Annotated in this window: 11 protein-coding genes and 4 tRNA genes; 5 read left to right on the forward strand and 10 right to left on the reverse strand. The window is 56.2% G+C overall.

The window, feature by feature from the left end; translation table 11 throughout:
• Nucleotides 1-44: 44 nt before the first annotated feature.
• Nucleotides 45-2,588 carry a class I adenylate cyclase gene (gene cyaA, locus V1587_RS01915; protein ID WP_024907978.1) on the reverse strand — a complete coding sequence of 848 codons (2,544 nt, stop codon included), beginning with the start codon at nt 2,586-2,588 and terminating at the stop codon, nt 45-47.
• Between the two features lie 350 nt (nt 2,589-2,938).
• Here cyaA and hemC point away from each other — a divergent pair, with 350 nt between their 5' ends.
• The 5 genes from hemC (at nt 2,939) to V1587_RS01940 (ending at nt 8,413) form a co-directional block, all read left to right on the forward strand.
• Nucleotides 2,939-3,880 carry a hydroxymethylbilane synthase gene (hemC, locus tag V1587_RS01920; protein WP_032667978.1) on the forward strand — a complete coding sequence of 314 codons (942 nt, stop codon included), beginning with the start codon at nt 2,939-2,941 and terminating at the stop codon, nt 3,878-3,880.
• On the forward strand, nt 3,877-4,617 hold the full coding sequence (gene hemD, locus V1587_RS01925) for a uroporphyrinogen-III synthase (RefSeq protein ID WP_371899696.1): 741 nt from the start codon (nt 3,877-3,879) through the stop codon (nt 4,615-4,617). Before hemC ends, hemD begins: the two co-directional genes overlap by 4 nt.
• A gap of 20 nt (nt 4,618-4,637) precedes the next feature.
• Nucleotides 4,638-5,828: a uroporphyrinogen-III C-methyltransferase gene (gene hemX, locus V1587_RS01930; RefSeq protein ID WP_371899695.1), complete on the forward strand. Its 1,191-nt coding sequence runs from the start codon at nt 4,638-4,640 to the stop codon at nt 5,826-5,828.
• A 2-nt stretch (nt 5,829-5,830) separates the two neighbouring features.
• Nucleotides 5,831-7,030 carry a protoheme IX biogenesis protein HemY gene (gene hemY, locus V1587_RS01935; RefSeq protein WP_008501551.1) on the forward strand — a complete coding sequence of 400 codons (1,200 nt, stop codon included), beginning with the start codon at nt 5,831-5,833 and terminating at the stop codon, nt 7,028-7,030.
• Between the two features lie 171 nt (nt 7,031-7,201).
• The gene (locus V1587_RS01940) at nt 7,202-8,413 is read left to right on the forward strand and encodes an MFS transporter (protein WP_371899694.1); all 1,212 of its coding nucleotides are present in this window, start codon (nt 7,202-7,204) and stop codon (nt 8,411-8,413) included.
• Nucleotides 8,414-8,920: 507 nt separating this feature from the next.
• On the opposite strand, the gene V1587_RS01945 is transcribed toward V1587_RS01940, so the two are convergent.
• The 9 genes from V1587_RS01945 to wzxE all read right to left on the reverse strand — a co-directional run bounded on the left by V1587_RS01945 (nt 8,921) and on the right by wzxE (nt 15,484).
• Nucleotides 8,921-8,997 (reverse strand) — tRNA-Pro (locus tag V1587_RS01945).
• Between the two features lie 45 nt (nt 8,998-9,042).
• Nucleotides 9,043-9,128, reverse strand: a tRNA-Leu gene (locus tag V1587_RS01950).
• A 22-nt stretch (nt 9,129-9,150) separates the two neighbouring features.
• Nucleotides 9,151-9,226 (reverse strand) — tRNA-His (locus V1587_RS01955).
• Between the two features lie 67 nt (nt 9,227-9,293).
• A tRNA-Arg gene (locus V1587_RS01960) sits at nt 9,294-9,370 on the reverse strand.
• Nucleotides 9,371-9,472: 102 nt separating this feature from the next.
• On the reverse strand, nt 9,473-10,858 hold the full coding sequence (locus V1587_RS01965) for an amino acid permease (protein ID WP_395314492.1): 1,386 nt from the start codon (nt 10,856-10,858) through the stop codon (nt 9,473-9,475).
• A gap of 197 nt (nt 10,859-11,055) precedes the next feature.
• Nucleotides 11,056-11,796: a lipopolysaccharide N-acetylmannosaminouronosyltransferase gene (wecG, locus tag V1587_RS01970; RefSeq protein WP_395314493.1), complete on the reverse strand. Its 741-nt coding sequence runs from the start codon at nt 11,794-11,796 to the stop codon at nt 11,056-11,058.
• 12 nt (nt 11,797-11,808) lie between these two features.
• A complete protein-coding gene (wzyE, locus tag V1587_RS01975; protein ID WP_371899691.1) occupies nt 11,809-13,161 on the reverse strand; it encodes an ECA oligosaccharide polymerase in 1,353 nt (450 codons plus the stop codon).
• Nucleotides 13,158-14,237: a TDP-N-acetylfucosamine:lipid II N-acetylfucosaminyltransferase gene (locus tag V1587_RS01980; RefSeq protein WP_371899690.1), complete on the reverse strand. Its 1,080-nt coding sequence runs from the start codon at nt 14,235-14,237 to the stop codon at nt 13,158-13,160. The genes wzyE and V1587_RS01980 overlap by 4 nt, the downstream gene beginning before the upstream one ends.
• Entirely contained in the window at nt 14,234-15,484 is a 1,251-nt protein-coding gene (wzxE, locus tag V1587_RS01985; RefSeq protein WP_371899689.1) for a lipid III flippase WzxE, read from the reverse strand. Before wzxE ends, V1587_RS01980 begins: the two co-directional genes overlap by 4 nt.

Below are 15,484 nucleotides of genomic sequence, written 5' to 3' on the forward strand. Positions count from 1 at the left end.
TGACCGTAGGCCGGGTAAGCGTTAGCGCCACCCGGCGAAAAGACTCAGGAGAAATACTGCTGCAACAGCGGCGCGGTGTCCTGATTGGCAGGCGCGGCAGGCGTGACGGCCTGTGTACGGAACGGGATCACCTGCGTACGACCGTCGACGTTCACAATCTGGTAGAACTGCGGCAGGTTAAAGTTGATAAAGCTTGAGCCGTAGGTGAAACGGTCATGCGAAGAGGAGTAGAAGCGGCTGACGTCGCGCACCAGCTCCTCTTTACTGCCTTCACAATGGTGATACACCTCGGCGCGGTTGGTCTCATCCAGAATGTAGATGTTGAACCCGGCATCGTCGCCCGACTCTTCAAAGAAGAACTGAATAATCCCTTCGCTGGCAAAGCCGTCCACCACCTGCGGGAGCTTAACGTGGTTGGTTTCCACCTGCACCGACAGGCCATGCAGCTTGTTGTGTGAAATCGCGCCGTAGAATTCGATGGCGTTTTCCAGCTTCTGTACCGACACGTTCAGGCGTTCGAAGAACAGGCCCCAGGTCTGGCCGGAGACGCGCAGCGCTTTAAAGCGCCCGGTTTCCTGACGGGTACTGGAGAGACGCAGCTCGATACATTCCGAGACCAGCTGCTGCACGCGGGTACGAATCAACCCACGCAGATGCTGGCTGTAGCAGAACACTTCCACGCTGTCCGGCGGCGCGGCATCCTGGTGCATCTTGCCGAGAATGGTTTTCAGCGCCTCGATCATCGCCTGCTCGCCGTTGAAGTGCAGGGTACGCACTTCGTTCCACGAGTTGCGGTAGAGCAGGTCCACGCTGCCGACCAGGCAGTTTTGCTGCTCGCCAAAGCTGAAGACGTCCAGCTTGCGGAAGTCAAAATGGACCACCTGATTGCGGAAGGCCGCCGTCGGGTCGTATTCCAGGTTGACGATGATCGCCAGATGGCGAATCTCGCACGGGCTGTAGAGCGCTTTCGGCGTTGGGGCAGGCAGACGCAGCGGGAAGTGGTGCGACACATCCGCAACCATCTCCTGCAGCTTAGCGAGATCGACCACCTCGTTGCCTTTGATAAACAGGCGCGTGCGCGAGGTCAGCAGGCCGTTAAACCAGGCCCAGGCCACCAGCTTGTTCAGATAGCGGTTATATTCCAGCGGCTGATGGCTGATGATTGAATCCATGCTTGGCGCACGGTTGTACAGATACCACCCGGTGCGGTTCGCGCGGCCCGGCGGTACGTAGATAAAGGTCAGGTTCGGTTCTGACAGGTCGGGCGAAATCTGCGGGTTAACCAGGGTGACTTTACCCGGCAGCGCTTCAAACGCGGCGTACAGCTTACGGGTCAATACCCCGATGTCCTGCGGGCTGGCGGAAACGCTGAGGTTGTTACGGCGCGCAAAGCGGATCAGGTTACGGTAGCTTTGCATCATCGCATCGAGCAGTTCGTTGTGCGCTTCACGCACCTGATCGATTTTCCAGTTGGCCCGGTTGTCGAGCATAGACAGGCGCGCTTCGTCCCATCCCCACTCTTTAACTAACTGACTGACCACTTCACGACGCCAGCCAACGCAGGCGCGCTCGCGGCTCAATTTCTCACAGACTTTGAGATAGAAACATCGACGCACCAGGTCAAGACGCGTGGTGTCATCAATGGCTTTCAAGTATTCGGTCACGCGCTCCAGCATCATGCAGTAGGCGTCCAGCCCGAAGGAGACGATTTCCCCGTCGTGCAGGCGCTGCTTGATATCTTTCGCCAGCAGGCGCGGCGTCGGGTATTCCCAGGAATAGGCTTCCAGCAGCAGCGTTTTCAGCACCGCTTTGTACGGCGAGTCGATACTCTTATAGAGCTGCCAGAGGCTTGCGCCGAAGTACTCTTCCGCAGATAGAGAGCTGAGACCGCCGAGGTCCAACCATTCGTTTGGCGTCAGTACGCCCTGCGCGTAAAGCGACATGACGTAGTCATCGTAGTGCTCTTCTTCTTCGCACGGGACCATATTCCACAGAATACGCTTCCCGGCCAGACGCACAGCAGTACGGTAAAATTCATCCAGTAACAGGATGTGCTGGGTCGAGCCGCAGTCCTCACCACCCAGACTGCCGCTTTCGTTATGGCGGAAACGGTTTTCATCAATCAGGAAGAAGCTCACTTCCACGCCGAGCGATGCCGCCCAGCTCTCCAGCAGGCTGCATTTACGCTGCAGCAGCTGACGCTCTTCGTTATCGAGCCAGGACTGATGGCAGACCCAGATGTCCAGGTCCGAAGAACAGCTTTGCCCTACCGATGAGGTGCTCCCCATTGAATAAACGCCGGTAATCGGCAGTTCACCTTTTGGGGACTCCTGTGGCGGCATGCCGCGGTAGAGTTCCAGCTCGTTCAGATAATGCTGTTGGGTTTCATCAGGCGTGAAAAGGCAAATGCCCTGGGGAACGTTACCATCAAGGTAGCCAGGCATCAGCGGGTGGTGATAGTGCAATAATGTCGGCAGCAGACTGTATACCTGCTGGAAAGCAGGGCCCATGGCAGCAAGCGCGCGATCCACACGCAGTTGATTTATGGCATCCAGTCTCTGTTTCAGAGTCTCAATATAGAGGTACAAGACGTATCGCCTGATGTTTCCGGGTGTCGCAAGCTATTCAAAACACGAATGACAGCGGACCCGCAGTATTTCAAAAAGATAACCGTTACCCTTTTTCGCCCTTATCATTTTTGGTGGTACCGACGAAAAAATGGTCTAAAACGTGATCAATTTAACACCTTGCCGGTTGACCGTAAAGAAAGATGCACTACATACAAGTGTAGCACCGTTCTGTACGTGTAAATTCCTGAATACGGCTATGGCTGACGAATACGCCGCCTTGTCCCTCTCACGCTTCATCAACCGTAAAACTGCCATCCCAGAGTCAACAATGTTAGGATGGTTAGCGATTGATAATGACGGTAACAAGCATGTTAGACAATGTTTTGAGAATTGCCACACGCCAAAGCCCTCTCGCGCTCTGGCAGGCACATTATGTGAAGCAGCGCCTTGAAGCCTGCCACAGTGGATTGCGCGTCGAGCTGGTGCCGATGGTCACCCGCGGTGACGTGATCCTCGATACGCCCCTGGCGAAAGTGGGCGGCAAAGGCCTGTTTGTCAAAGAACTGGAACTGGCATTGCTTGAGAACCGCGCCGATATCGCCGTACATTCGATGAAAGACGTGCCCGTTGAGTTCCCGGAAGGGCTGGGGCTGGTGACCATCTGCGAGCGCGAAGATCCGCGCGATGCATTTGTCTCTAACCACTATGACTCCCTCGACGCGCTGCCAGAAGGTAGCGTGGTTGGCACGTCCAGTTTACGCCGTCAGTGTCAGCTGGCGGAACGTCGCCCTGACCTGATCATTCGCTCGCTGCGCGGTAACGTCGGCACGCGTCTGGGCAAGCTGGATAACGGCGATTACGATGCCATTATCCTCGCCGTTGCCGGCCTTAAGCGTCTGGGGCTTGAGTCGCGCATTCGCGAGGCGTTGCCGCCAGAGCTGTCGCTCCCGGCCGTGGGACAGGGTGCCGTCGGCATCGAGTGCCGCCTGGACGATGCGCGTACCCGCGAACTGCTCGCACCGCTAAACCATGACGAGACCGCTATCCGCGTAAAAGCCGAGCGTGCGATGAATACCCGCCTCGAAGGAGGATGTCAGGTTCCGATTGGCAGCTATGCTGAATTAACAGAAGGTGAACTGTGGCTGCGCGCGCTGGTGGGCGCCCCGGACGGTTCGCAGATGGTGCGCGGCGAACGTCGCGGTAAAGCGCAAGATGCCGAGCAGCTTGGCGTGTCGCTGGCTGAAGAGCTGCTGGATAACGGCGCCCGCGAGATTCTGGCTGACGTTTACAACGGAGAACCCCCTGCATGAGTATTCTCGTCACCCGCCCTTCTCCCGCAGGAGAGCAATTAGTGAGCCGTCTGCGCGCACTGGGGCAGGTGGCCTGGAGTTTTCCGCTCATTGAATTCTCCCCCGGTCGGGAGCTCTCTGCGCTCGCCGACCAGATGAATACCCTTCAGGACGGCGACCTGCTGTTTGCGCTGTCGCAACATGCCGTGGAATTTGCCAACGCGCAGCTGCAACAGCAGGGTTTGGCCTGGCCAGTTGTCCCCGGCTATTTCGCGATTGGCCGCACAACGGCACTGGCGCTGCATACCGTAAGCAGCGCGGACGTTCGTTACCCGTTAGATCGGGAAATCAGTGAAGTCTTGCTACAATTACCTGAATTACAAACCATTGCCGGAAAGCGTGCGCTCATTTTGCGCGGTAACGGTGGTCGCGAGCTGCTGGGTGAAACGCTGCGTGAACGTGGTGCAGACGTGACGTTCATTGAGTGCTATCAGCGTTGTGCAAAACACTACGATGGCGCGGAAGAGGCGATGCGCTGGCACGCGCGCGGCATTAATACGCTGGTGGTCACCAGCGGTGAAATGTTACAACAGCTTTGGTCGCTGATACCGCTTTGGTATCGCGAAAACTGGTTACTCCGCTGTCGGCTTCTGGTCGTCAGTGAGCGTCTGGCGAACCAGGCCCGGGAACTGGGCTGGCAGGATATTCGGATCGCTGATAACGCCGACAACGATGCGCTGCTGCGCGCATTACAATAACTCTCAAATGGGAAGCCATAATGACGGAACACGACAAATCCTCCGCCGTGGTTGAAGAGACCAGGGAGACTGTGGAGACGACGCCACAGCCAGAGACGACAGAGAAAACCGCTGAGAAGAAAAACGGCAGCAACAAAACGAGCCTCGCGCTGAGTGCGATTGCCATCGCCATTGCGCTGGCTGCGGGGGTTGGCCTGTACGGGCTGGTGAAGCAACAGGGCGCTAACCAGACGTCCACCAGCGATGCGCTGGTGAATCAGCTCACTGCCCTGCAAAAAGCGCAGGAGACGCAGAAAACCGAGCTGGAAGCCGTGGTTAAGCAGCAGGCCGCCGCGCTTGCCGAAGCGAACAGCAAACAGGAAGAGCTGACCAAACAGCTGGGCGAAGTTCAGCAGAAAGTCGCTACCATTTCCGGCACCGATGCCAAAACCTGGCTGCTCTCGCAGGCTGACTTTCTGGTGAAGCTCGCCGGACGTAAGCTCTGGAGCGATCAGGACGTCACCACCGCCGCCGCGCTGCTGAAAAGCGCCGATGCGAGTCTGGCAGACATGAACGATCCAAGCCTTATCACCGCCCGTCGCGCGATTACCGAAGATATCGCCAGCCTCTCTGCCGTTTCGCAGGTGGATTACGACGGCATTATCCTCAAGGTGAACCAGCTTTCGAATCAGATTGATAACCTGCAGCTGGCGGATAATAACGACGACGACTCCCCGATGGATTCCGACGGTACCGAGCTTTCCAGCTCCCTGAGCGAATGGCGCATAAACCTGCAGAAAAGCTGGCAGAACTTTATGGACAGCTTTATCACTGTCCGCCGTCGCGACGAAACTGCCGTACCGCTGCTCGCACCGAACCAGGACATCTATCTGCGTGAGAACATTCGTTCCCGCCTGCTGGTCGCTGCTCAGGCCGTGCCGCGTCATCAGGAAGAGACCTACAAACAGGCGCTGGATAACGTCTCAACGTGGGTACGCGCCTACTACAACACCGACGATGCGACGACCACCGCCTTCCTCGAAGACATTGATAAGCTGAGCCAGCAGAACATCACCATGAACGTGCCGGATAAGCTGGCCAGCCAGCCGATTCTGGAGAAACTGATGCAGACGCGCGTACGTAACCTTCTGGCGCAGCCGGGCGTACCGGCAGAGCAGACGAGCGGAGCGGCTCCGGCTCCTGCGCCTGAAAGCGCACCGCAGGGAGAGTAATGATGCTAAAAGTCCTCTTACTCTTCATCCTGCTGATCGCTGGGATCGTGCTGGGACCCATGCTTGCGGGCCATCAGGGTTACGTCCTGATCCAGACCGATAACTACAACATTGAAACCAGCGTAACGGGCCTGACGATCATTCTGATCCTCGGCGTGGTGGTGCTGTTTGCGATCGAGTGGATCCTGCGCCGTATTTTCCGTACCGGTGCCCACACCCGCGGCTGGTTCGTTGGCCGTAAGCGCCGCCGCGCCCGTAAGCAGACCGAGCAGGCGCTGCTTAAGCTTGCCGAGGGTGACTATCAGCAGGTTGAAAAGCTGATGTCGAAAAACGCCGACCACGCCGAACAGCCGGTGGTGAACTATCTGCTCGCTGCCGAAGCGGCGCAGCAGCGCGGTGACGAAGCCCGCGCCAATCAGCATCTGGAGCGGGCGGCAGAGCTGGCTCATGGCGACCCGATTCCGGTAGAAATTACGCGCGTTCGTCTGCAGCTGGCACGTAATGAGAATCACGCGGCTCGCCACGGTATCGACCGTCTGCTGGAAGTCGCGCCACGTCATCCGGAAGTGCTGCGTCTTGCCGAGCAGGCGTATATTCGTACCGGTGCCTGGGGTTCACTGCTGGACATCATTCCGTCAATGGCGAAAGCCGAGGTAGGCGACGATGAACATCGTGACGAGCTTCAGCGTCTGGCATGGATTGGCCTGATGGATCAGGCGCGCGCCGACCTGGGCAGCGACGGTCTGAAAACGTGGTGGAAGAATCAGAGCCGTAAAACGCGCCAGCAGGTTCCTCTGCAGGTAGCGATGGCGGAACACCTGATTGAATGCGACGATCACGATACCGCACAGGAGATCCTCCTCGACGGTCTGAAGCGCCAGTACGACGATCGTCTGGTGATGGTGATCCCGCGCCTGAAAACCAATAATCCTGAGCAAATCGAAAAAGTGCTGCGTCAGCAGATTAAAACCGTCGGTGACCGCCCGCTGCTGTGGAGCACGCTCGGTCAATCGCTGATGAAGCACGGCGAATGGCAGGAGGCGAGCCTCGCCTTCCGCGCGGCGCTGAAGCAGCGTCCGGACGCGTTTGACTACGCATGGCTTGCCGATACGCTGGACAAGCAGCATAAGCCGGAAGAGGCGGCCGCCATGCGGCGTGATGGGCTGTTGCTGACGCTGCAAAATAACGGTACGCAGCAGTAATTAATCAGGAGGCCGAATGGCCTCCTTTTTTTATCGCCTTTCTCCTGCTACATTCTTTACACCCGCATCTGCAAACGAACCCGCCAATGTAACGATGTCTTTTCATTAACTTTTTTCACACACGCGCATTTTCTGCAGCGTGGACTAAATCGTTTTTGAAAGGAAATCGTCATGAACTCTCTTTTATATGCGCTTATTGAAGCGCTGCGCTGCCACCGCTGGCTACGCCTGCTTGCCTGTGCTTTTATCTTTTCTTCGCTGGGGAATGGCTTAACCCAGGTTGTGGTCTTCGGCTTGCTGTTAGCATGGTCAGCTCCGCCCGCCCTGCTAACCCTTGCTTTTCTTTTCGCTACGGTACCTGGATTTATCGGCAGTACGATCGGCGAAAAGCTGTGCTCACGCTGTTCTCCAATATCCCTGCTGATACTGACCGAAGGGCTGGGCCTGCTTGCCCTGCTCTTTCCCCTGCTTGGCGTGGGTTACCACAGCGTTACCGCGTTACTCGCCGTACAATCCACCGAGGCGCTGCTCAGCGGGATGAGCTGGCCCGCGTTGACGTTGCTCTTTAAGCGCGGACTGAGCGAAGCAGAGCTGCCCGCTGCAACCTGTCTGGAAAATGTGATTTTTGCTTCTCAGGTGTTGTTAGGGACCGGCCTGGGCGTGGTGCTGTTTCAAAAGGCATCCGTGTTTACCCTGCTGGCTATTGATGCCGCCAGCTTTCTCTCGTCACTGCTTATGCTATGGCTGGCTGGACGCCGCTTTTCTCCGGCACCAGGCTCCACCACTATGGAAAAGGGAATTTCTGCAACATTACGCTGGCAGGCGTTGACCGTTCGGCAGAAACGCAGCCTGCTCATCCTGCCGGCGCTGGCTGCCGTCGGCTCACCGGCCATGGCGCTGCTTCCGGCGCTTGCCCAGCAGCTCCGTCCTCAGGATGCGGCGGGTCTTGCTCTGCCGCTGCTTTTCGCGAGGAGCATGGGACAGCTTTGCGGCCCCCTGCTGCTAAAAAAAGAGAGCCTGACGCGCGTTGCGGCTCATACGCCGCAAATAATCATTTGCCTCAGCATCTTTCTGACCGCTTATGGCATGCTGCCATTTTTGTCCGGGTGGACGGCATGTGCGCTGGGGACGATCTTTATCGCGCATCTGGCCTCGAATATTCTCTTCGCAGCCGGGACGTTTGGGGTACTCAGTAGCTTTCATCTCACGCAAACCGCTTCAGCCAGTGGGAAAGCCTGGCGCTGGCAAACGCTCAGCGCCTCTCTTTTCACCGGCATTGCAGCGGCGGTGGCTTCAGGGTTTGGCTCAGTACAGGCGCTCTATGCTGTCTCTGCATCAGCCCTGCTAATGGTTGCCCTGATCATGCGCCTGTATCGGGAATAAGACATAAAAAAACGCCTGCTATAAAAGCAGGCGTTAAAACAGGTCTGTAAGACAACATATTTGGTGCTTCACTCAACGTTGTGTCCATGGTGTCTGATGAGGCCGAAGCGACATCTGTCAGTGGACGATAAGCACCGTAAATGGCTCTGCGTCATTCCTGAGTTTATGAGGCACTAAGGCGAACATAAGAGATGGAATGAGCATCTACACGCATATTATTGCACGTAACGTGCCAACATAACACCCAGAAGTTTTACATGACGCAACATTTTAAGATAAAAGGAAAATATGCTGTTAAGCGCCGTCTTAAGCTCTACAACGTATCGGGAAAAGGCAGGAATATGTCGCCAGATGGAGACAGCAAAACCCATAAATTGTTATTTATTTAATTTTCAATGAGTTGTGTGTCGTTGGATTGCGACAAAGAAAAAGGACGCTGTCGGAGAATGGCTACAGAGATGAGGAACAACAGAAAACAAAAAACCCCGCCGAAGCGGGGTTCAAAATTGGTCGGCGAGAGAGGATTCGAACCTCCGACCCACTGGTCCCAAACCAGTTGCGCTACCAAGCTGCGCTACTCGCCGATGTACTGCTTTTTGAATTTTTAGTTCAATTCATTTAAAAAGTCGTGGTGCGAGGGGGGGGACTCGAACCCCCACATCCAAAGGACACTAACACCTGAAGCTAGCGCGTCTACCAATTCCGCCACCTTCGCAATTCACAACTCTTTCAAATAATGGGGTGGCTAATGGGATTCGAACCCACGACAACTGGAATCACAATCCAGGGCTCTACCAACTGAGCTATAGCCACCACTGTATTCTTTCACGCGGTACTGACTACTTCTCAGACCACCGCAGCTCTAGCGCCGGGACTAAAATGGCGCGCCCGACAGGATTCGAACCTGAGACCTCTGCCTCCGGAGGGCAGCGCTCTATCCAGCTGAGCTACGGGCGCTTAGCGCCGTTGCGGGGCTGGATATTACGTACCTCCGTCCCCGCTGTCTAGTGCTTTTTTGAAAAAAATGCGCGTTTGGTTATGGTTTGCACATTTTGCCGCTTATTCCTCCACTTTCTGCGTGGTGGCACGGCGGCCCAGGCCAAAAAGCTTATATGCAGCCGTTACAGCCGCAAGGAAGATCACCCCGACAAACAGCGACATGCGGGTATCTTCATTAAAGTACATGCCGATTAATACGCAAATCAGAAACGCCATCGTCAAATAGTTCGCATAGGGGAACAGAATTGATCGGAACGGATGGCTTTCAATCGCCTTTTTATGCGCATGACGGAAACGCAGCTGGCTGATGAGGATAACGAACCACGGCACCATGCCCGGCAGGACGCTGGCACTGTAGACGTAAACGAACACCCGCTGCGGGTTAGGAATGATGTAATTCAGGCAAGAGCCAATCAGCAGGATCACAATGGAGACCGCCACACCCGACACCGGCACGCCGGCACGTGAGACTTTGCTCATCGCCGCAGGCAGCTGGTTGTTCTTCGAGAGCGCATAGAGCATACGTCCGCAGCTGTACATCCCGCTGTTACAGCCTGACAACGCTGCAGTCAGGACCACAAAGTTGATGATACCCGCCGCCGCCGTGATACCAATTTTGGCGAAGGTTAAGACAAACGGGCTACCGGTCGAGCCAATTTCGTTCCACGGGAAGATGGTCACGATGACGAAGATCGCGCCCACATAGAAAATCAGGATACGCCACAGCACTTTGCCTACCGCGCTACGCAGCGTGACCTGCGGGTTTTTCGCTTCACCGGCGGTAATACCGATCAGCTCCACGCCCTGATACGAGGCCACAACGATACACAGCGCCGTCAGGAAGCCCTTCCAGCCGCCGGCGAAGAAGCCGCCGTTTTCGGTCAGATTGCCGAAGCCAATCGCGTGTCCGCCGTTGCCAAAGCCGAAGAAAATTACGCCCAGGCCGACGACAATCATTACGATAATCGTGGTGACTTTAATCATTGCGAACCAGAACTCTATTTCACCGTACAGGCGCACGGCAGCCAGGTTTGCCAGCGCCACCAGCCCCACGGCAATGAGCGCGGGTATCCACTGGGCCATGTCCGGGAACCAGAACTGGACGTAGACCCCTATCGCGGTGATCTCTGAGATACCCACCGCCATCCACATAAACCAGTATGACCAGGCCGTCAGGTAGCCGAAGAACGGGCTCATATAACGGTGCGCGTAAACGGCGAAAGAGCCGGTTACCGGCTCCAGGAAGAGCATTTCGCCCATGGAACGCATAATGAAGAAAACAAACAGCCCGGCGATAATATACGCCAGTAATACGGAAGGGCCTGCCCACTTGAGCGTGCTTGCGGAGCCCATAAACAGGCCCACGCCGATAGTGCCGCCCAGCGCTATCAGTTCAATATGACGAGCTTCCAGCCCACGCTGTAGCTCCGGTTTTTTCTCTGCCATAGATCCTCGATTGTGTTTGCTGTTTCCCGGCTTAAGACCGGGTATTGTTTTTTAGGGGTACTAAAATACGGAGCGAATGGTTTCTTAAAATCTGCCAAATGGCAAACGATGCATTAAAAAAATGAATGCATTGCACAGATTATCAGCAGTTTTGCAGGCGAGTTGCAGCGCGAATAGCATATCGCGCTACATTTTGATTACATTTTCCCGGTGTAATGCCAGGCGAGGTAGCGAAGCAGACGGATCTGTCGTTTAATGCGCGTCGGTTGCGATAGCAGGCGGTACAGCCACTCCAGCCCCAGATTTTGCCAGACCCTGGGCGCACGCTTAACGTGGCCGGTAAAGACGTCGTACGTGCCGCCGACGCCCATGTAGAGGGCATCCGGACAGACCAGACGGCAGTCACGCATCAGGATCTCCTGGCGCGGGGACCCCATCGCCACGGTGACAATTTTCGCCCCGCTGTCACGAACGCGCTCAAACAGAGCCTGCCGATCTTCCGGTTTAAAGTAACCATCCTGGCTGCCGACGATATTAACATTCCATTGACGACGCAGTTTCTCCTTCGTCTGGGCCAGTATCTCCGGCTTTCCGCCAATCAGGAACACGGGCGTGCCCTGCGCACCTGCGCGGGCCATAAGCTGCTCCCAGAGATCGGCCCCCGCCACGCGGGATACATTAGCGTCAGGATACTTTTTACGGATCGAGCGGACCACGCTGATCCCGTCCGCGTATTTAAATTCAGCCGCTTCAATCAGGCTTTTGACTTCCGCATTGTCCTGAACCGCCAGCATTTTTTCCGCGTTGATAGCCACCAGCGTACCGGATTTCATCTGGCCGTCGGCGAACAGAAAGTCCAGCGCGTGCTGCATGTCGCGCCAGCCAATAAGCTGCAGGCCACGTAGCGCATAGCGCGGTGCAGAAATTTTATCAGTCATTACTATCCTTACTCAGACTTGTGACAGCGTTGTGCTGCCTTGCCGCTCGCGCTTGTGCACAAGCCCTGCGCTGTCAAACAGCCAGTACAGCAGTTTGGCCAGTAACAGGCAGAGGCCGAAAACAACCATGAAGAACACCACGCGCGAAACGAACGAATCCAGCCCTTCGCGCGCCAGCACGATCATATTGAAAATGGCACCAAAGCAGAAACTGTGCAAAATGGCGGCTTTATAGCGGTTTGTCTCTTCATTGCCGCGCAGGTAAAGCCAGTCGAACCACTTGATAATCAGCCCCACGGCAACCGCACCGGGCAAAATGAACCACGCCCCCCCCATCACCACCAGGGAACCGATCAGCGTTGGGGAGATTGCCAGGCCTGAATGATTGTTCAGCACTTCCCAGGTAAAGTAATTCGCCGTGTTAAGCACCACGCCGGGCCGGTCCGGCCATAGCCAGGAAGGGATAAAGACGTAGAAGTCGCGAACAATCGGCGCCAGACCCTGGAAATCAATCTTGTCGTAGTTTTGCAGCAGTAACGCCAGGTTTTCCCACGGCGAGAAGGTATCGCGCGTCAGGTAGAGGAACGTGTAAAACGCCTCATCACCCGCCACGTTCATCCCGTAGCGCTTCAGCGCCAGCCAGAACATCCCCACGATGCCAAACACGCCTGCTGCAACCAGCATCCACAGCGAGATCCAGCCGCGGATGATGCCGATAAACAGAAAGATGGCGAAGGCGATGATAATGTTCGCGCGCGTCCCGCCCACAATCATGTAGGTCAGGATGCCAAACGCGACGGTACTGACCAGGAAGAACAGCCACGCTTTGCTGTCCTGGCGCAGGAAGAAGATCACCAGCATCGCCGGAATGAAAAAGTAGAAGAAACGCTTAAGCGCCACGCCCGAGACTTCGGCCGAAAAAATCTGGCTATAGGAATGGAGCTTAAACAGCAGAAAGCCGTTATGCATGAAGAAGATACTGACGCTGACCAGGGCGATGGTCATCAGCATCACCCATGTCAGGTGGGTTTCCACCCGATTCATGGTAAAGAGCGCCCGACGCGGGGCTGCGGCCTGCGCTGAACGCAGACGCGTTTTATAGGTGACGTAGTAAACCGCGTAGAAGCAGGTCGCCGCCAGAAGCGCCTGGAGCAGAATTTCCGGCGGCGCGACGCTCACGTCAAAACGGAAGACCAGAATGCTGGTGAGCGGGAAGCCGAAAAAGAACGTCAGCAGAAACAATAACGAGAAGAAGACGTTAAAGTTGAAGCGCACGCGGCGGAATTCAAACCAGGTGAGCGTGGCGATAAACAGGGTGCTCAGAAGCCAGACAACCAGTAAGCCGCTGAATTGCAACTGACTCATGCTTTGTCTCCTGAAGCGATACGCAGCGCGCGGTGCCACGGCGTGAGGTAATTCGGGCTGAAAAAATCGATGCTGTTTTTATCCACCAGCGTGAGCTGGCGCTGAGCTTCACGTACCACCTCGACGTTCAGGGTGTCTGAGGTAAACAGCACCGGAATATTCTGTTCGGCCATGTCCTGCCAGAACGGGTTGTCGCGGTTGAGCACGCACGGTATCCCCGCCTGAATCAGCAGACACAGCGTGCCAATTCCCTGCTGTCGGGCAAAAATGAAATAGCCGAGATCGCATTTTCTCAGCAGCGCAAGATATTCATCAAATTCCAGCTTATCGCTGAGGATGTGCAAATTTTCAGCGCTAAACAGCGCAAGCCCCTGTTGGCGAACTTCAGCAATATAGGCGTCGTTGTTGGCAGGATAGCCCATCGGCACTACCACGTTCACCGTGTCGCCAAACTGCTGATGCACCGTCCTGAGCGCCGTGACGTGTTCGTTACTGCGATCGCCAGAATTCCCCACCAGGATCGTCAGCTTGCCTTCACGCACCGTATCATTCGCCATGGCGTTCAGCGCCGGATCCATGCGTGTTGGGAAATAGAGGAGTTCTCCGCGCACGTTCGGGTGCTGTTTAGCAAAGTAGTTGAGATCGCCGCGGGTGGCAAACACACAGCCCACGCGCCCCTGCGCCATGCGGCGCAGCGGATAGAAAAGACGGAATTTCCAGCCGCGGGAGACTTCATAGAGATCGGCTCCCCAGATATGCCAGCTGCACTGGGAGGGTTTAATCCCCCCGCTGAGCAGTGCCAGCCACAGGCCGGTATTGAACTGTCCGTGGAAAAAGAAACGTTGCTTACGATCCGCTTTGGCTTCGGCAACGACCGCCTTCGCCAGCGCGGCCTTATCCGGCCAGAAGCGAATCGTCAGCGCCGGAAACGCCTCGCTCAGGCCCTTATCCTGACCTGCAACCATAAACTCACGCGCATCAGGATTACCCGATGCCAGCTCGTCGTTGAAGAACCGCAAAACGGTCTGGTTATGGTGTGGGATATCCGATCCCAGGATGTGAATCAGTGCAGTCATGCGCGTTTACGCCACAATAAAAATACGCCGCAACAGGCGGCGAAATAAACGATATAGGTTGCCATGTAGGCCTGAGCCGCCCCCAGCGCACCGTGTGCGGGTATCAGCCAGTGTGAAAATGCTGTCAGCAACGCAAACTGGCTTATTTCCGCCAGGATATACAGCCGCAGGGACGCTTTTGCTATCACCAGATAGCCGAAAACGTAAGCACCCACTTTCAGCACATCACCCACCAACTGCCAGGCAAAGAGATCGCGCATGGCGGTGAACTTCGCCGAAAACAACAGCCAGATGGCGACATCGCGCAATAACCAGACGGTAAAACTGGCCGCCGCGACGGCTGGCAACACAAAGCGCAGCGATCGGAAAATCTCGCGGGTAATATCCTGCCTGGACGTCAGACGCGATAATGTTGGCAGCAAATAAACGCTAAAGGAAGCCGTAATAAACTGGAGGTAGGCGTCGGAAATGCTGCTTACGCCCTGCCAGATCCCGACTTCATCCCAGCTATAATGCGCCGCCAGCAGGTTTCGCATCATCACGTAGGCCACCGGCAGCGTGACGGAGGTGATGAGCGCCATCAGGGTAAATTTACCCAACTGGCTGGCAAGCACTTTATCCCATTGCGGCTTCAGGTAGCTCAGCGGGATGACGCCCCGACGCATCAGCATAAGCGCCGCAGGCACAACAACCAGCGCCGGGACCAGCGCCAGCCCCAGCAGTGCGCCTTCATAGCCACCCAGGCGATAGCAGAAATAATAGGCAATCACGCCGATAACGCTGCCCAGGATTAAGGCAAGCGCATTCCCGGCAGCATCACGAAACCCTTTCATCAGCGCCAGCAGCAGGTTAGCCCAGGCAATACCCATCTGAACCAACGCGACCAGACGCACCAGCCCCTGATAATGGGTGTGCCCGAACAATCCCTGGCTGATGGGCACCGCCGCCAGCAGAAAGATAATCGCCATCAGGGTCGAAAAACCCGTGACCATCGCCGAGGAGGTACCCACTACCCTGCGCAGCTGAGCTGCATCATCGTGATGCTGCGCAACGTATTTGGTCACGCCGTTGAAGATACCGGCACCTGCCAGCACCCCAAGGACGGTGACAAGCTGGCGGAAATTCCCCGCCAGCCCCACGCCAGAGGGGCCAAATGAGACGGCCAGCAGCTTGACGACCAGCAGCCCGGCGCCAATTTTTACAAGCGTGGACGCGGCGGTCCACACCGATGCTTTTGCCAGAGACAT

Source organism: Enterobacter sp. ECC-249 (genome assembly GCF_043965265.1).
Classification (GTDB): domain Bacteria; phylum Pseudomonadota; class Gammaproteobacteria; order Enterobacterales; family Enterobacteriaceae; genus Enterobacter; species Enterobacter quasiroggenkampii.